The sequence below is a fragment of the Pragia fontium genome (genome assembly GCF_900638655.1).
Lineage (GTDB): Bacteria > Pseudomonadota > Gammaproteobacteria > Enterobacterales > Enterobacteriaceae > Pragia > Pragia fontium.
The window spans coordinates 3,322,199-3,339,757 of sequence record NZ_LR134531.1; the positions used below are offsets into that span (position 1 = coordinate 3,322,199).

Consider the following 17,559-nt stretch of genomic DNA (forward strand, 5'->3'; position numbering starts at 1 on the left):
ACAGGCAGTATACTATGAGCGCGGATCAGGAGAACAGTTTTGGAATCTCACGTAGTAACCATGCTTTGGCTTTACCAATCTGATCCCGTCGCCACGCCATAATAATTTCAACTTCACTACCAGGATCGTTACCAATAATCTTCAGCCTACCCGCCTTTAGATCGTCCTGAATCGCATCAGATGGCATAGAACCAATCCCCAAACCGGCCACCAGCGCTTTGTGTTTATCTTCCAAAGAACTTACCGTCAGTCGGCGCTGTTTTTCCAACACTTTAACCGTCAGAATCGGGCGTTCTTTAGCCGTATCTGCAATCGCCACGCCTCGATACTTCAAGCGAACAGCGTCATCCAGTGGGTTTTCTTCCTGATGAATAGGATGATCCGGGGAAGCAACGTATTGACTGCATACTTTATACAAACTAATAAAATTTATTTCCGCGGACTGGCGCAAATAGCCCGATGGGCCAATAACAATATCGGCTTTTCCCAGCTCCAATTGTTCCCATGCACCGGCCAATACTTCAGTGGTAATCGATAGTTGGGTATCTGACTTCTCTGCCAACCGATTGACCAACGGAAATAGCCGCCAGGCGGAAACCAACACCTCGGTCACCACACTGATATTGGTTTCCCAGCCGCGTGACAAAGCTTCAGCATCCGAGGTGAGCTTATCCGCGGCTTCCAACAGAATACGGCCTCGCTCTAATAATAAACGACCAACGGGGGTAAACTTGGTGCGATGCCCGGAGCGGTCAAACAGCACCACATCGAGCTCCTCTTCCAGCTTTTGCATAGTGTAACTCAATGCCGAAGGCACTCGCCCCAGCTCTTCTGCTGCGGCTGCAAAACTACGACGGCGCTCGATCGCATCCATTACTCTCAACGCCTCAAGCGTTAATGCCCGGTCTTTATTCATATTCTTAGTCGTTAATCTGTTGTTTTTTATTGCTCATAATGGGGATCAGACTAGCTTGTGAATCTATGCTCGTCCAGTGACAATCAAGCCATTGCCGATTTTTTTATACCCTATATCACAGAGAACATGAATAATTTTCATCATCAGTGAAAATTATTCAATTGTCTTTATTCAGCGCAAGTGACAGGATAAAACCATCAATTTAGCCATCTAAACGTCTAAATAAAGCAGGAGTCAATCATGGCAAAATCTTTACCCCCATTTAGAGCGGATACCGTAGGTAGTTTACTGCGTACCCAGCGCTTAAAGCAGGCACGTCAACAATTCGCCAGTAATGAAATTAATGCCGCACAGCTGCGACAAATTGAAAATGAAGAAATTAAAAAAATTGTCGCCAGTCAGGAACACGTTGGCCTGCAAGCAGTCACCGACGGTGAATTTCGCCGAGCATGGTGGCACTTTGATTTCCTTGAAGGTTTAGATGGTGTAGAAGGTATCGACGCTGCCCAAGGCATTCAGTTCAATGGCGTACAAACCAAAGCCCGTAGCATCAAGGTTACCGGCAAGCTTGGGTTCAGCAATCATCCGATGCTGGAAGATTTCCGCTATTTAAAGAGTATTGTTCAACATGCAGTCCCCAAAATGACCATCCCTAGTCCAAGTATGCTGCACTTTCGCGGGGGTCGGGCAGCCATTAACAGTCAGGTTTATCCCGATATTAAAGATTACTTTGCCGACCTTGCCGAAACTTATCGTCAGGCCATTCATGCCTTCTATGATGCCGGCTGCCGCTACTTACAGTTGGACGATACAGTTTGGGCCTACTTCTGCTCAGAACAGCAGCGCCAGCAAATTCGCGAGCGTGGGGAAGATCCTGAGCAGTTAGCGGCGACCTACGCATGGGTGATTAATACCGCGATTAAGGATAAGCCAAGCGATCTCATTATCGGTCTGCACGTTTGCCGGGGTAATTTCCGTTCCACCTGGATTTCAGAAGGCGGTTATGAACCCGTTGCCGAATTATTGTTTGGCAGCGTTAATGTTGATGCCTTCTTCCTTGAATATGACAGCGAACGTGCCGGTGGTTTTGAGCCACTGCGTTTTATTAAGCCTGGGCACCAGCAGGTAGTATTAGGATTAGTCACCACTAAAACCGGCCAACTGGAAAATCCACAAGACGTCAAACGACGGATTCAGGAAGCGGCACAATACGTCGACATCAATCAGCTGTGTCTTAGCCCACAGTGTGGATTTGCCTCAACGGAAGAAGGTAATCTACTAGCGGAAGAAGAGCAGTGGAATAAGCTAAAACTTACGGTTGAAGTGGCGAAAGAGGTTTGGGGGGAATAATTTATATTATCCGACAAGTATTCCAGATCAAAATATCGTCATGCCGTCTTGGTACCAGCCAGGATGGCGACTCCCCAATTCCGGCAATATCTCTGACAATCATAAAAAAACCATAAAATGCCCCTTTCTACCTCGGCCAGTTAGCACTTTATGCTAAGGTAGAACTAGGTTCATTAGGCGGTTTAGGGTAGAATTTCAGGTCTACACAGAGAATAAATCCTGTTTTACTCTAATAACCAAGAAAACACCGCCACCTCAAACGGGCGTACCGTACACCGTTTGGTATCTATCTGTCCCTGAGACATGGTTATTAGTCTAAATTTTAGGCTATTATTTATTATGCCCGGTGTTAACTCAATACACTCAACAATAATGATAACGACGATATATCTGATATGAAGAAACAATCTATTATTACGCTACTATTTATTATCGTTGTCGTTGCATTGGCTATATTATTTCGCGCCCATAACCAATATATCCTCTTACAGGGTGAGGTGGATGCTCCAGAGGTATTAGTGACCTCTAAAGCGAAAGGGCGAATAATAGAGCGCTATGTTGAACGCGGCGATGATGTCAAAACCGGTCAGCTACTGATGAAGCTCGACAGCCCGGAGCTGGATGCACAGGTCAAATCGCTGGAAGCCGCCCGCGATCAGGCGAAAGCACGCTTAGAAGAGTCGATGCACGGTACCCGTGAAGAAAGCATTCGCAACCTCAAAGCCGCCTTGGCGCAAGCGGAAGCCTCATATCAAAATGCCGAGAAAGATTACCGTCGTAACCTCAGCATGGCACCTAAAGGCTATGTTTCTGCTTCGATGCTGGATTCATCATTAAAAGCCCGAGACACTGCGCTTCAACAGGTCAACTCCGCTCGTGCCCAGTTAGATCAAGCGGTGCACGGCGATCGTTCCGAACAGCGCGATGCATTTGTTGCCGCGCTCCATCAAGCGGAACAGAATCTGGCTCAGGTGAAAGTCCAACAGGATGACTTACTGGTTAAGGCACCGGTTGATGGTGAAGTGGGTACCATTCCAGCCGAACAGGGAGAGCTATTAAACGCCTCCAGCCCGTTACTGACCATTATTCGGCTACCTGACGCTTACTTTGTCTATAACCTGCGAGAAGATATTCTGGCTCACGTTCGTAAAGGCGATAAAGTGAAATTGCAGGTTCCGGCACTGAATAATCAACAGCTTGAAGCCGAAGTTCGGTTTATTGCTCCAATGGGCGATTTCGCTACTAAACGCGCGACTCGCGCAACCGGCGATTTTGATTTAAAAACTTTTGAAGTGCGGCTTTACCCGATTAAACCGGTTGAAGGGCTTCGTCCTGGAATGAGCACCTTATGGAAATGGGAAGACTAAAAGCCGGCTGGCGCTGTTTTAACCGCTCATTTAACGTTGAAGCGAAAGCGGGATCGCGCAGCATTGTTCTGCACTGGCTAACGTGGATTTTTCCACTGCTGCTGTTTACCTTGATCAGCGCTAACTTTTCTGCCGGTACATTACTGGAACTTCCGATTGCCGCTATCGATCACGATCACACCACGCTATCGAGAAAAATCATCCGCAATTTGGATGCCGGTTCGCACGCGCAGGTCAATATCTATCAAGACGGAATAGAACAAGCGTTAATCGATCTGCGTTCGGCTAAAATCTATGCCTTACTGTATATCCCCCATAACTTTGAGGCGGACGTTCTCGCGGGTCGTCAACCCAGTCCGGTTCTTTATTATAATGGGTTATTCTACGGCGCAGGCCTGTATTCAACTCAGGACTATCCCGGTCTGATATCTGAGCTTAATCAAACCTACTCACAAATTCTGGCGACCGCAATCGGTCACCCGCTTCCCCCACTGGCTCAGGTGAACCTTTCGTATGAAAGCCTGTTTAACGCCAGCGGTAATTTCATCTATTATCAACTGTTTGCGGCAACTATCCATCTGCTGCAACTGTTCGTTGTAACCTGTACCATTTATGTACTTAGCCGTCGTAAAATGCTGCTTAAAGCTAAACCCTTTAGTCTAGCGCTGATGGGCAAACTTGCCCCCTATACCATTGGTTACACCATTTTGTTGATGGTGGAAATTGCTGCACTGGTTATCTATTCCGGGGCTCGGGTTAACGGTAATCCGCTGTTTATGCTGGCCATTGGTTTTTGCTATGTGATGGCGGCGCAAAGTATCGGCCTGTTACTGTTTACCTTTACCAAAGATATCATTACCGCCTATACCTTGATCGGTCTGCTGGTGGGGATTGCCATGACTTATTCAGGCATTGCAGTGCCCGAGCTTTCGATGCCCCTTGCCGCCCAAATCATCGCAAATATTGAACCCCTGACCCATGCGCTATACGCCCTGTTTGATATTTTCCTGCGCGGTATTTCCGCAACTTCAGTGCTGTATGTCTGTGGATTGTTAGTGCTTTATCCGCTGGCAACCGCTTTTCTGGTGCGTAAACGGTTACCGCTACGGCTGCACGGTGAGGATATTCGCTGATGATGAAAGCCTATTTCCGCGGGTTTATGATGATCACCACCCGGATGTTAGAGAAGCCATTATGGATGATGCTGCTCTGCTCCCTGTGCATTATGAGCCTGGTTTATGCTAATCACTCGGTCTGGGATTTACCGGTAGCCGTAATCGATCAGGATCACAGCTCCGCCAGCAGAATGATGACCCGTAGTTTGGATGCCAGCTCAAAAATCGCGGTTAAAACCTATAACACCGTGGAAGAAGCACAGCAAGATTTGGTTGGTCGTAAACTGTTTGCCGTGGTGGTGTTACCCCACAACATGGAAAAACGTATTCTCCATGGAGAAAATGTCACCATACCGGCCTATGGTGATGCCACCAGTCGACTGGCTAACGGCCAAATAGAAATGGATATTCTGGCAGCCTACCGCACCATGCTCTTGTCCTACAATCAAGAGCTGATGATGAACAATGGCTTTACGCCGACTCAAATTGACAAAATTCTGTCACCGATTAAAGCCCAAACCGTCGATTTATTTAACCCGGGGATCAGCTTTGCCGCCATCACATTCCCGGGTCTGATGGTGATGCTACTCCAGCACTCCCTGTTAATTGCCGGTACGCGAACCAGCATCGTGTTGCATTCTTTACCACAGGGTAAACCGCCCCTACCTGTCTACCTTGGCTGCCTGTCAGCGTTAATTCCTATCTGGCTATTTTTATCGGTTGTGTTATTCGTGGTCTGGCCGATGCTGCTGGGCTACCGACAGACGGCCCCCATACCAGAAATATTACTGCTCACCTTTCCATTTATTTTAGCCACCCTTGGCTTTGCCAAGTTGATTACTGAATGTTTACGTAATGTTGAGTTGATCTATCTGACGCTGGCGATGGTCACCACCCCAGTGTTCTATATTTCCGGTACTATTTGGCCGCTACAATCCATGCCAGCTTGGGTGAGATTTATCTCTCATTTACTGCCCTCCACCTGGGCGACTAAAGCCATTGCCAGCGTCAACCAAATGGGATTATCGATTAGCGAAGTTGGCTTTGAAGTGATGATGCTCTTGGTACTGGGTGTGGTTTATGCCAGTTTAGGTTTGCTTGTTGCTGCATTGAGAGATGGGCATTTGAGAAGATTTATCAGTGCCAGAAGACATCGCCGTCATACTGCTCCCTGATAGTTAGCTATATGCTTGTCAGTTACGTTTAATGGTAGCGAACGTTTCGTCCACTATCAGTAAATCAACGTGGGGCACGTGGCCGAGTAAAGGGCTTTAGGGCGAGATCCCCGCTTTCGCGGGGATGACAGCACAGGCAGATGAATATCTCATCGTCATTCTGGTGACGGAAGAGGGCTCTTGATGATACCTATGTTGTCATCCCTACATTTATACCGTCATATTTTGGCACTTTAGATGCCGTAAAGTCGGGGCGTCCATCTCATTATCCATGCTGCTCATACAGCCTTATTGGCTACGTCGGCTGAATTCCAGCGCTCAATAGAAAGAGCAAAAGATAAAACACATTAATCGTCAGCAATCCCTCGATCACATCCCTCTCAATTGCATCACCGCAGGATCTTTCTCCGGCACGGACACCTCAATACTATGGGCAGAATTCCGACCAATATAAGGCTCGGCAGCCACCAGCATATAAGGGAACATATAGCGTAAATCGTCATTATCATTATGGCTGATAATCATGACATCCCACAGTGGCTTAACCGTTTTATCTTTAGCGTAAACCACCGCATCAATTGCTTGTAGGCGTACCAGTTTTTTATAGATAATCGACTGGTAAACCATCGGTTGATAGACCGGATAACCTAGTATCGGATAGGGATGATGGCCGAAACGGGTATCGTAAAATGGCCCAACATTTGGGTAAACGGGCACATTCACAATATCAGTTCGGGTTTGCGGTGCGCTAAGCCGATAGCTTAAGGACACCAGAATCTGGGCATCTTTACTGTTCTGCGCCTGCACATACCCTTGTTGATTCAACACAGCAGTCACTTGACGAGCATATTCGGCAAACTGTAAGTCATCATTAGTCGCCTGATATTTATCAGACACGATGGCAAACTTTTTATATTGTGTGGAATCATCACCGGCGGCAATCGCGCTAACCTGGATATTTTCCGTATGAGCACAGCCGGATAGAACACCAACCAAGAGTAGAGTGAACATCATTTGCCAACGCATAGCTACGCTCCTAACTTATTAACTTCTAATATGAAGTATGGCAGCTAAATACAATATTAGTTCGGTAAAAAGCAATATTTGTTTAATGGCTTAAGTCATGCCACTGACTTAAAAAAACAACAAATCACCGTAAACGTATCTATTTATAATTACTTGTTTTTCTATTCTTTAATACTGAAAGCTCAGTGTACATTTCCCCCCTTAGGGGGTGTGCCCAACCTATGGCAACAGTCAACGATTGTTAAAAGGTCAAAATCACCAACTACGTTTATCTCACCGTCATACATAATCAAATTGACTATATTTACATCTGTATTTTTTCTATTCGGTTAACACGGCAATCGTTTATTTTCCCTGCAAACTGTACGGTTACCTACCTCTTTCTGGTGAAAAATGGGCTACACTACCCACAGCCGAAATAGGATTACTCATATTTATCGGCTTTCTTTAGTACTTTTCGTGGTGAGACGAATAGTTACTTTCATAAAAAATCACATGATTAAACAGGCGAGCAATGAAAAACTTAAATCAACCGAAAGCCAAACGGCGCGGATGGGGTGTGCTATGGATTTTAATCATAGGCATCATTCTTGGCGCTGTTTTGCTGGGTGGCTCAGCATTCGTTATGCATAAAACCAGCGATACCGCCTTCTGCGTATCCTGTCACTCTATGCAACAACCTCTGGCAGAATATCAGGGAAGCGTGCACTTCCAGAATACCAAGGGGATTAGAGCCGAATGCTCTGACTGCCACGTTCCTCACGAACCTATCGATTACCTGTTAACTAAAGTTGCCGCACTGAAAGACGTATACGGTGAAATGACCGGAAAAATCGATACCCCGGAAAAATACGAAGCGCATAAATTGGAAATGGCGCAAAAAGTTTGGAAAGACTTTGAGGCGAATGATTCAGCCACCTGCCGCTCCTGCCACAGTTTTGAAGCCATGGATATCGTCTCTCAGAAACCTGAGGCGCGCATTCAGCACCCGACCGCCATTAAAGAAGGCCAAACCTGCATTAGCTGCCACAAAGGCGTTGCCCACATTCTGCCGGATATGAGTTCCTTAGCCGCTGCCGGCGCCGGTGAACTCTCCAGTGCCGCCGCTAAAACACCGGATAGCGCCACTAAACTTTATACCATCGCGACCGAACCGTTCTATCTACAGGCGAAAGAAGAACACAATGCCGGTAACCTGATGCCTTCCACCGAAGTTAACGTGATTCAGCGCGATGGCGATCGTGTTTTAGTTAGCGTCGCGGGCTGGCAGCAAGACGGCGTCAGTGAAGTTCTGTACGCCGCCGAAGGTAAGCGCATCCTAAGCGTATTACTGGGTGATGAAGCACAGAAAAATCTGAAAACCGAAAGCAGCGTCACCGATCCAGAAACCGGTTTAGTCTGGCATCAGGCTTCTATTCAGGTATGGATAGCTAAAAATCAACTGATCGACGATCAAGAGAAAATCTGGCAGTACGCCTCCAATATGATGTCCGCTAACTGTACCGGCTGCCATGGTTTAACCGCATTGGATCGCTTCAATGCCAACCAGTGGATCGGCGTCGTGAAAGGTATGGCTCCGCGCACCTCCCTAACGCCAGAACAGCTGCGTCTGTTGACCCAGTACGTTCAGAAACACGCAAGCGATATGCAAAATGCGCAACCGTCTAAATCTTAAGGAATACAGAAAATGAGTAAATATGATTCCGACGACCGTACCGTTGATACGTTTGCCGCTTTTGAACAGCAACCTTTAAAACTGAGCCGCCGTCGTTTTTTACTTGGCACCAGTGCCATGGCAGCACTGCCTTTACTGAGTGGTCTGTGGCCTAAATCGGCGTTGGCAGAAGCCATCAGCCAGGCACTGCCACAATTTATTGCTTTACGTCAGGCACAAAAAGGTATTCTGACCGCTGCCCACTGGGGCGCGTTCGAGGCCATAGTCCAAGATGGAAAAATGGTTTCGACCCAAGCGATTCAGGACGATCCCTATCCGAACGATCTAATCGCCATGGCGCCTCATCAGGTACATGCTAAAAACCGCATTAAGTACCCTATGGTGCGTAAAAGCTGGCTGGAGAAAGGCCCGGGTGCGAATCCGGAACTGCGCGGTAACGATGAGTGGGTTCGGGTTAGCTGGGATAAAGCCCTCGATTTAGTGGCGGCGCAAATTACCCGCCTGCAAACCGAGCACGGCCCGCAGTCTATTTATGCCGGCTCCTACGGCTGGAAAAGCGTTGGTATGCTGCATAACTCCCGTACCCTGCTTCAGCGTTTAATGAACCTGAGCGGCGGCTTCCTCGGTTACGCTGGTGACTATTCAACCGGTGCGGCACAGGTCATCATGACCCACGTGGTCGGTTCGATGGAAGTGTATGAGCAGCAAACCGCTTGGCCAAACGTGATTGAAAATAGCCAACTGGTGGTGATGTGGGGCTGTAACCCAATGATCACCCTGAAAAACAGTTGGAACGTGCCGGATCACTACGGTCAAACCGGATTTGAAGCCCTGAAGAAAAAAGGCACTCGAGTGATCAGTATCGACCCGGTTCACAGCGACAGCGCCAAATTCCTGAACGCTGAGTGGATTGCTCCCCATGCTTATACCGATAGCGCCATGCTATTAGGTATCGCACATACCCTGCTAACGGAAAAACTGCATAAGCCGGACTTCCTGAAAACCTATACCGTAGGTTTTGATAAGTTTGAAGAATATCTACTGGGTAAAACCGACGGTGAAGAGAAAACCGCCGAATGGGCTGCGGCTATCTGTGGTGTCAAAGCTGACGATCTACGCCAGTTAGCTCGCGATATGGCCAACAACCGCACCATGATTATGGGCGGCTGGGGTATCCAACGTCAGCACCACGGCGAACAGCCACACTGGCTGTTGGTAACGGTCGCGTCGATGCTGGGGCAAATTGGTTTACCGGGTGGTGGCTTTGGCTTTAGCTATCACTACTCTTCCGGCGGTAGCCCAACGGCTAAAGGCGGCATTGTTGCGGGTATCTCCGCCGGTAACGCACCGAAAAACTCACCGACGCCAATTCCGGTTGCGCGGATTGCCGAATGTCTGACCAGCCCGGGTAAAACCGTTGATTTTAACGGTAGCAAAGTCATCTATCCGGACGTGAAAATGGTTTATGTTGCCGGTGGTAACCCATTCCACCAGCATCAGGATACCAATAACCTGCGTCAGGCTTATCAGCATCTGGAAACCGTGGTAGTTAACGAACCTTACTGGACTGCATCGGCCAAACACGCGGATATTGTGTTTCCTATCACCACCAGCTACGAACGCAACGATCTGGAGATGGGCGGTGACTATTCACAGCTGTATGTCTTCCCTATGCATCAGTGTGTTCCACCGCAAAATGAAGCGCGCAATGACTTTGATGTCTTTGCTGGTTTAGCTGAACGTTTAGGGATTCATGATGCCTTTACCGAAGGCAAAGATGAAATCCAGTGGCTTAAAGGCATGTATGACGATATGAAACAGCAAGCGCGTGATGCCAAAGTGGCACTACCGCCGTTTGATATGTTCTGGTCATCCAATAACTATGTGCGTTTCCCAGTGCCGGAAGCCAATACCCAGTGGATCCGTTTTGCCGATTTCCGCGACAATCCGTTGCTTAACCCGCTGGGAACACCGTCCGGTAAAATTGAGATCTTCTCGGAAACCATCGCCAAGATGAACTATTCTGACTGCCGTGGTTATCCAAGCTGGATGCCGCCACACGAGTGGAATCAAGCGGAAGTCGCAGCTAAATACCCACTGTCGCTGAACACCGCCCACGCCGCTAACCGTCTGCACTCCCAGTTGGATAACACCCCGCTGCGCGACAAGTATGCGGTAGCCGATCGGGAAGCGATTATGATTCATCCGCTGGATGCTGAAAAACGTGGCATCAAAGACGGTGATCTGGTTCGCGCGTTTAACGATCGTGGACAGATTCTGGTTGGTGCTCTGGTCAGTGAAGATATCCGTGATGGCGTGGTACGCATCAGCGAAGGGGCATGGTTTGATCCGGCAGAGCCGAGCGAAGAAAAATCGCTGTGTAAAAACGGTAACGTCAACTGCCTGACCTTCGATATTGGCTCCTCCAGTCTGGCACAGGGTAACTGTGGTCAGATGGCGCAGTTGGAAATCGAGAAATATCAGGGGCCGGTACTGAAAAACACCGCCCACGATGTTCCCGCTGGAGCATAATTTCAGCAACAGAGAGCGTCGGGCCTACCTTTCCTATTGGCACTCCGGCAGCTAAAGCTGCTACGACCCAAACGGAAAGGTCTCCCTCCGTTTAAATGTATTAAGACTTTGTCATCAATCTGACGCCGGGTAAATGCCCGGCGTTATTCTTCATCTAACCTTAAAAGAACAGCGCATTCACCACTAACAGTGCCACCACACCCGCAGCCCAGCAAATCGTGGAGGTAATACTCCAGACTTTAATCTGTTCGTTCACCTCGGTAACGCCCAGCGAGCGGTTAACCACCCAGAAGTAAGCATCATTAAAGTGGGAGAAAATAAATGAACCGATGGAGCACCCCAAACCAGCCATAATCGGATCGACGCCTAATGTACCGATCATCGGTGCGGTAATACTCGCTGCCGTAATCATCGCCACCGTACCAGAGCCCTGAATCAGACGAATCAAGGTTGAAATGGTCAACGGCAATAGAATGCCCGGCACGCCAATACTGACAATATACTCAGCAATCACGTTACCCGTGCCGGAATCACGCAGCACCATGCCCAGCGCTCCACCGCCGCCAATCACCAGCAAAATGATGCCGGCAGAGCGAATAGAGCCTTCCATATGATGAACCACTTCCTTTCTTGGGAATCCATCGGTTAATCCCATAATGGCCACCAGCAAACCAATACCCACTGCGATCACCGGATGGCCGATGGTTTTAAACATATTGGCCAGAATGCCGTACCACTCTTCCTTATAGGTAATATTCCAACGCATTTCACCAATAAGAGTAGAGATAAGAATTAACACAATAGGCACCAAAATCGGCGCAAAGGAGATAAAGGTTCCCGGTAATGTTTCGCCCTCTTCCACTTCGGTAAAGTGAGCGATTAAACGTTCACGGGTGAAGCCTTCACCATCTTCCGTGGGTACTTGATAAATCTTCTTACCGATATAGGTGGTGTAGGCAAAACCAGCAATGGTAATCGGCACCGCCAACACCATACTCCACAGCATATATTCCCCCAGCGGGATGCCAAACTGGGAAACCACGCCAAATGGCCCAACCGCCGGTGGAATCATACTGTGACTGATCACTAATCCCATGGCCAATGTAGCCCCCAATCCCACCACCGATTTCCCCGAACTGCGGGAAATGGCTTTGACTAGCGGCGTTAACACAATAAAGGCCGAGTCGCAGAACACCGCCATACTGACAATCAATCCGATAAACACTAATGCCAGTTCTTCACGACCTTTACCCAATAGCCGAATAAAAGTCTGAGCCATTTTTTTCGCCGCACCACTCAGTTGCAGCAGCGATCCCATCATCACGCCAAAACCGATAACAATACCGATATGTCCCAGCGTATTACCAAACCCTTTACTGATAGCCGCGATCATGGCATCGCTTTGCATGCCGCCGATTGAGCCGGTAATAATCGAGGCGATAATTAATGCCGGAAAGGCCTGAATGCGTGTTTTTAATATCATAAATAACAGCATGGTAATCGCAATGATCAAACCAATAACCATACGCACGCTGTTTCGCTCTATATCCGGCATGCTGCCCAAATAGAACACAAACAGTCCTATTATCAGCAGTAACAGATAATTTAATTTATTATTTTTTCGACCCGGATTACTTTTTGCTTCTATTGCCTTTTCCATAAACAATACCGCCCGTTCGAGGTCGGGCTATTCGCGGATTACAGACAGCGTAACTCCGTCAGATAGCGCCGACAATATGATGATTTTTATATTAGTTTTTAAATATAACGACCGTAATTCAGATCGGTTATTATCGTTTCAGACTAATATTTATTTTTTGAAATAAGGCGCATAGAGCGCCGCCAAACGAACGGCTTCAATTAAACTAACGGCATTCGCGATCCCTTTGCCGGCAATATCATTTGCCGTCCCGTGATCCACCGAGGTTCTTAAAATCGGCATACCGTTGGTAATTGAAATCGTGCGGTGGAAATCCACCATCTTGGTCGCGATATGCCCTTGATCGTGGTAAGGCGAGAGCACCGCGTCATACGCACCGAGTAAGGCAAAATGGAATACGCTATCCGCCGGTTTAGGGCCAACCACATTGACGCCCGCTTTTTGCGCCATCTCGATACCCGGCAATAAAACGTCATCGTCTTCATGACCAAATAAGCCGTGCTCACCACAGTGTGGATTAATACCGGCCACCGCCATTTTCGGATCTTTAATCCCTAATTTATGCAGCGCTTCTGCACAGCGGATGGCATAGTCACACACCCGCTCCGGTGTTAAGGTCTGAATTGCTTTCACCAAAGACAAATGGCGCGTCAGGAAGAACACCCGCAGCTCTTTAACCTGAAACATGGTTAGCGGATCGTCAGCGCCGGTTAGATCGGCCAGTATCTCGGTATGACCGATATAGTTAACCTTGCCTGCTTTTAATGACTCTTTATTAATCGGCGTTGTTGCCAATACATCAAACTGATTGGCCAGCGTCAGTTCAGTGGCGACTTTGATATATTCATAGGCTGCTTTACCACACTGCCCCTGAATCGCTCCGGGTTTAAATGCCTGATAATCCAGTTCACCGCACTGGATCAGATTCAGCGTTCCATCCTGGTATATGGCCTCATTAACATCTCCGATAGGGTTAATGTCAATATCCACATTCGAGAACTTCGCGGCATCCTCCAATATGCGTTTATCCCCCACAATAATCATTCTGCCATATTGATGGGCCTCTTTTGCCGCAACGGTTTTCACCACGATTTCCGGCCCAATGCCTGCCGGGTCACCCATAGGAATACCAATTAAAGGTTTTGCGTTCATTTATGCTCCTGAATTAATAACGGTAGATACTGAAATGTCTCTGTTCACGTTGGTATCGTAAGTCGAGATTTTGGTACTGAGATAATCGATACAGTGGACTAACGTACTGTCGTTACCGACAAATCCACCCTTAGTGACAATCGATAATCCATTACATCTTTCGCCGATTAAGTGACCGTAAACCGCCAGCGGCTCAACTTCATCTTTCAGAATGAATCCCTTACTCCCTAAACGGTTAGTAACCGCTACGGTAACGTCACCGCCACTGGTATAGATGCCCCGAAAGGTCGATTCTCGATTGAGTAAAACCTGAGCCGTCACTTCGGCAATACCGCGGTTGATCATCTGGCTGGCTTCGGATTTATCCACCTGATATTCCTGCGCCAACTGATTGAGATCGCAAACGTGCTCCGGCGCTTCCACCGTATCTATTCCGACAATGTCAAACTGCTCTGATTTATTCAGCAGCATCTTCACCAACGGCCCGGCTTTACCCGGATGACGGGAAATATCCATCAACTGGCGTGGTGCCACCACTTCCAGCCAAACGTTACGGTCATACTTCAATTTTTTGATCTGCCGCTGGGTCAGCTCCGACACGCTGCCAATGGCGATAAACACTTTATTGGTCATGGTACGGTTGCTGGAGTAGCGTAAATGGGCTAACTGGGCGGTAAACGGCCCGGGATCGACACAAAATACCGGGAGCAGCGATTGCTCAGCCGCTTTAGCAATGGTGGCAATATCCAGATCGGTCGTGGCATCGAAGATCACCAGACGACCGCCCTGCCGGTAAATTTCCGTCAAACGATCCGCCAGCACTTGCTCCCCGGCTAACACATCCCGCAGCGGGATATGGAACGGTTCATACTCAGACTGCTGACGAAACAGCTCCAGTACCGACGATTCGGTCATTGGATTTTTAGGATCGTCTTTCATCATGGTGTTCTGTAGCGGTATGCCAGCAACCAGCAGCGATCCACCGACGCAAATTCGTCCGCTGGAAGGATAAACCGGCACCACTAGCGCCATTAGCTCCGGGTTATTATCCAACACGGCATCAACCTCAGCCCCCAAATTGCCCCTAAGGGTAGAGTCAATGCGTTTACTGATCAGCGGAGCCAAAGGTTTAAACTGTTCGATACATTGACTCACTCGGCTATAGGCTTCCTTTGCCGGAATGGAACGGGAATCGGTAGAAAAAGAGACAATTTCAAAATCACTCAATGAGTGATGAAACTCCTCTAAACAGGTGATGGCGCTAAACCCTTTCTTACTCAGCAATGCGCTGGTGGCATTGGCGCCGGTTAAATCATCGGCAACAATCGCGACTTTCATGGTGTGCTCCTTAATCTTATTATTAGTGTTATTGGGACAAACGCAGGTCTTGTGTGGAATTGGGATAGAGCTCGGTCAATGTCCGGTCGGTAATCAGGTGGTGAAACTGAGACAGGTCGCCAATTTTATGGCGACAGCGAATATTCAACTTGCTGCTATCCACCAGCAGCGCGGATTGAACAGAACGATTTATCGCCATCCATTTGCAATCGGCTTTGATTTGACTGGTGGTAAGCGCACCAAATTCAGTGCTGAAGCCATCGGCACCAATGAAAGCAATATCGGTAATACGTTCAGACAGATAGCGAATGGTTTCGGAGTTATAGCAGGCTCGATTTTTTGGCAGTACTTCCCCCGGACAGAGAATCAACTTCACTTCAGGCTTACTATTCAGCGCCATGGCAATCGCCAGATCCAGCGTGATCACCGTAACCGGTACTTGGATGTATGGAATCATCTCGCGCACGGTAGTGCCGCCGTCCATAAACACCACCATATCTGGCTGGAGCAGCTCACAGGCCTTCTGACCAATCAGCTTTTTGCTTGCAGAACAGCGAGTTTCTTTGATGTCATAAAGCGGGCTCTGTTCGAGAAACCGCTTTTTAACCTGCCCTCCGTAAGCCAGTTGAACCAGCCCTCGCTCCTGCAACTGTTTTAAATCTCGACGAATACTCATATGAGACACGGCTAACAACCGAGCCAGATCGTTAATCATGCAGACTTCATAATTATCTAATATTTCTAATATTTTTTTATATCTTGGCATCTCCAGCATCACACTCCCTCACATCACACATCAGTGAAAACAGCAGCAAGTATGCCCGGTGAATTTTTAGCATCTGTGAATCCATTAACACTTTCACAGAATAAAATCACAGTTGCTAAGCAGCTCTAATTTCTTAAATTTGATTATTCAATTTCTGTTAACCCGGGCTTAATGCCATAGAGCGGATATGCCGTAGGCGTTATGCTAAAGGCCGTTTAAGCAGGATTGGCGAGAGTGAATATGAACAAGCATCTGGACTTTATTGAGCAAGCCCGGCAGGTACTGACAACTGAAATGCAGGCAATCCAGGTTGCCGCAGACCGAATCGATGGGCAATTTAGCCAAGCTATTGAAACCATCCTAACGATGAAGGGACGGCTCATTCTGACCGGAATGGGAAAGCCGGGTTACATTGCCCGCAAAATAGCAGCAACACTGATGAGCACCGGAACACCAGCCTATTACCTGCATCCGGCAGAGGGCAGCCACGGTGATTTAGGCATGATTACCCCTCATGATGTGGTGATTGCCCTATCCAACAGCGGTGAAACCCCGGAAATTATCAATATATTGCCGGCGATTCGTCGTATCGGTGCACAAATTATCGCCCTGTGCGGTAACACTCACTCTACGCTGGCTCAATATTCAGATATCACCTTGGATGCCTCGGTAGATAAAGAAGCCTGCCCGCTGGATTTAGCCCCGACCAGTAGCACCACCGTGGCACTGGCATTAGGTGATGCCTTGGCCGTTGTACTGATGCAGTCTCGCCAATTTACTGCCAATGACTTTGCTCTGTTCCACCCGGGAGGCGCACTGGGGCGCAAGCTGCTGTTAACCGTTGAACATGTGATGCACAGCGGAGAACAAAACCCACTGGTCACACCGGAAAACAGCATTGCCGACGCGCTGTTCGTCATGACCGACAAAGGGTTTGGTGCCACATCGGTGATTGATTCAGCGGGTAAATTAATCGGTTTGATAACCGATGGGGATATCCGCCGACATCTGGCGCAAGATACGCAAATTCTGCACCAGCCGGTAGCCAGTGTAATGACCCGAAATCCCCTCGCAGTGCATCACGACAAGCTGGCAGCAGAGGCAATTTCCCTGATGGAAAATCATCAACCTAAACCGATAACCGTACTACCGGTGATCAATGATGAAAGTGAAGTGGTCGGTATATTACATATTACCGATTTGATGAAGGGGTTTTTATAACGCCAATTTAGATATGTTACTTTTTGCGGCATAAAGGACAGAATGGATAAGCTGGTTAGTCAAGATAAACCCGAGCAGAAGCAAAACCATGCCAAGGCGTAAGGGAGAGTTCAGGAACAGTTCAGAGCTGTCTATCTGGCTTATCCCCCCCGGAGGTGCTCAGAGCAAGCCGGCGAAAGTCCGGCTACAATAAAGGTATCATGGCTAATAGGAGTGATAGATTAAATATGTATGAATCAAAAAAATAAGCCGGAAAAGGAACCTTT

13 protein-coding genes are annotated in these 17,559 nt (G+C 48.1%); 7 read left to right on the forward strand and 6 right to left on the reverse strand.

Annotation, left to right across the window (positions count from 1 at the left end):
- Positions 1–25: 25 nt before the first annotated feature.
- Positions 26–916: a LysR family transcriptional regulator gene (locus tag EL341_RS14385; RefSeq protein ID WP_047781957.1), complete on the reverse strand. Its 891-nt coding sequence runs from the start codon at positions 914–916 to the stop codon at positions 26–28.
- Between the two features lie 240 nt (positions 917–1,156).
- Between EL341_RS14385 and EL341_RS14390 the strand changes: the two genes are divergently transcribed.
- From EL341_RS14390 to EL341_RS14405, 4 genes are all read left to right on the forward strand, one after another.
- Positions 1,157–2,266, forward strand: coding sequence for a cobalamin-independent methionine synthase II family protein (locus EL341_RS14390; protein ID WP_074821653.1), 1,110 nt, complete (start codon positions 1,157–1,159; stop codon positions 2,264–2,266).
- A 395-nt stretch (positions 2,267–2,661) separates the two neighbouring features.
- Positions 2,662–3,633 (forward strand): HlyD family secretion protein, encoded by a 972-nt coding sequence (locus EL341_RS14395; protein WP_074821652.1) that lies wholly within the window; start codon positions 2,662–2,664, stop codon positions 3,631–3,633.
- Positions 3,615–4,766, forward strand: coding sequence for an ABC transporter permease (locus tag EL341_RS14400; protein WP_074821649.1), 1,152 nt, complete (start codon positions 3,615–3,617; stop codon positions 4,764–4,766). The genes EL341_RS14395 and EL341_RS14400 overlap by 19 nt, the downstream gene beginning before the upstream one ends.
- Before the next feature lie 2 nt (positions 4,767–4,768).
- Positions 4,769–5,923, forward strand: coding sequence for an ABC transporter permease (locus EL341_RS14405; protein ID WP_047782766.1), 1,155 nt, complete (start codon positions 4,769–4,771; stop codon positions 5,921–5,923).
- Between the two features lie 369 nt (positions 5,924–6,292).
- On the opposite strand, the gene EL341_RS14410 is transcribed toward EL341_RS14405, so the two are convergent.
- Positions 6,293–6,949 carry a DUF4136 domain-containing protein gene (locus EL341_RS14410; RefSeq protein ID WP_074821648.1) on the reverse strand — a complete coding sequence of 219 codons (657 nt, stop codon included), beginning with the start codon at positions 6,947–6,949 and terminating at the stop codon, positions 6,293–6,295.
- A 514-nt stretch (positions 6,950–7,463) separates the two neighbouring features.
- Here EL341_RS14410 and EL341_RS14415 point away from each other — a divergent pair.
- Positions 7,464–8,624 (forward strand): NapC/NirT family cytochrome c, encoded by a 1,161-nt coding sequence (locus EL341_RS14415; protein WP_047781962.1) that lies wholly within the window; start codon positions 7,464–7,466, stop codon positions 8,622–8,624.
- A gap of 12 nt (positions 8,625–8,636) precedes the next feature.
- Entirely contained in the window at positions 8,637–11,156 is a 2,520-nt protein-coding gene (gene torA, locus EL341_RS14420; protein ID WP_126468104.1) for a trimethylamine-N-oxide reductase TorA, read from the forward strand.
- A 160-nt stretch (positions 11,157–11,316) separates the two neighbouring features.
- Here torA and EL341_RS14425 read toward each other — a convergent pair whose 3' ends face one another.
- The 4 genes from EL341_RS14425 to EL341_RS14440 all read right to left on the reverse strand — a co-directional run bounded on the left by EL341_RS14425 (position 11,317) and on the right by EL341_RS14440 (position 16,072).
- Positions 11,317–12,816: a GntP family permease gene (locus tag EL341_RS14425; RefSeq protein ID WP_114987061.1), complete on the reverse strand. Its 1,500-nt coding sequence runs from the start codon at positions 12,814–12,816 to the stop codon at positions 11,317–11,319.
- A 150-nt stretch (positions 12,817–12,966) separates the two neighbouring features.
- Positions 12,967–13,968 carry a 4-hydroxythreonine-4-phosphate dehydrogenase PdxA gene (gene pdxA / locus EL341_RS14430; RefSeq protein ID WP_074821645.1) on the reverse strand — a complete coding sequence of 334 codons (1,002 nt, stop codon included), beginning with the start codon at positions 13,966–13,968 and terminating at the stop codon, positions 12,967–12,969.
- The gene (locus tag EL341_RS14435; RefSeq protein ID WP_074821642.1) at positions 13,969–15,306 is read right to left on the reverse strand and encodes a four-carbon acid sugar kinase family protein; all 1,338 of its coding nucleotides are present in this window, start codon (positions 15,304–15,306) and stop codon (positions 13,969–13,971) included.
- 28 nt (positions 15,307–15,334) lie between these two features.
- Positions 15,335–16,072, reverse strand: coding sequence for a DeoR/GlpR family DNA-binding transcription regulator (locus tag EL341_RS14440; RefSeq protein ID WP_047782768.1), 738 nt, complete (start codon positions 16,070–16,072; stop codon positions 15,335–15,337).
- A gap of 240 nt (positions 16,073–16,312) precedes the next feature.
- Here EL341_RS14440 and EL341_RS14445 point away from each other — a divergent pair, with 240 nt between their 5' ends.
- Positions 16,313–17,293, forward strand: a complete 981-nt coding sequence (locus EL341_RS14445) for a KpsF/GutQ family sugar-phosphate isomerase (RefSeq protein ID WP_047782769.1) — start codon at positions 16,313–16,315, stop codon at positions 17,291–17,293.
- Positions 17,294–17,559 lie beyond the last annotated feature (266 nt).

Excerpts from the sequence above, each read along its gene's own strand:
- EL341_RS14385 (WP_047781957.1), bottom strand. The coding sequence starts at position 916 with ATGAATAAAGACCGGGCATTAACGCTTGAGGCGTTGAGAGTAATGGAT.
- EL341_RS14390 (WP_074821653.1), top strand. The coding sequence starts at position 1,157 with ATGGCAAAATCTTTACCCCCATTTAGAGCGGATACCGTAGGTAGTTTA.
- EL341_RS14395 (WP_074821652.1), top strand. The coding sequence starts at position 2,662 with ATGAAGAAACAATCTATTATTACGCTACTATTTATTATCGTTGTCGTT.
- EL341_RS14400 (WP_074821649.1), top strand. The coding sequence starts at position 3,615 with ATGGAAATGGGAAGACTAAAAGCCGGCTGGCGCTGTTTTAACCGCTCA.
- EL341_RS14405 (WP_047782766.1), top strand. The coding sequence starts at position 4,769 with ATGAAAGCCTATTTCCGCGGGTTTATGATGATCACCACCCGGATGTTA.
- EL341_RS14410 (WP_074821648.1), bottom strand. The coding sequence starts at position 6,949 with ATGCGTTGGCAAATGATGTTCACTCTACTCTTGGTTGGTGTTCTATCC.
- EL341_RS14415 (WP_047781962.1), top strand. The coding sequence starts at position 7,464 with ATGAAAAACTTAAATCAACCGAAAGCCAAACGGCGCGGATGGGGTGTG.
- torA (WP_126468104.1), top strand. The coding sequence starts at position 8,637 with ATGAGTAAATATGATTCCGACGACCGTACCGTTGATACGTTTGCCGCT.
- EL341_RS14425 (WP_114987061.1), bottom strand. The coding sequence starts at position 12,816 with ATGGAAAAGGCAATAGAAGCAAAAAGTAATCCGGGTCGAAAAAATAAT.
- pdxA (WP_074821645.1), bottom strand. The coding sequence starts at position 13,968 with ATGAACGCAAAACCTTTAATTGGTATTCCTATGGGTGACCCGGCAGGC.
- EL341_RS14435 (WP_074821642.1), bottom strand. The coding sequence starts at position 15,306 with ATGAAAGTCGCGATTGTTGCCGATGATTTAACCGGCGCCAATGCCACC.
- EL341_RS14440 (WP_047782768.1), bottom strand. The coding sequence starts at position 16,072 with ATGCCAAGATATAAAAAAATATTAGAAATATTAGATAATTATGAAGTC.
- EL341_RS14445 (WP_047782769.1), top strand. The coding sequence starts at position 16,313 with ATGAACAAGCATCTGGACTTTATTGAGCAAGCCCGGCAGGTACTGACA.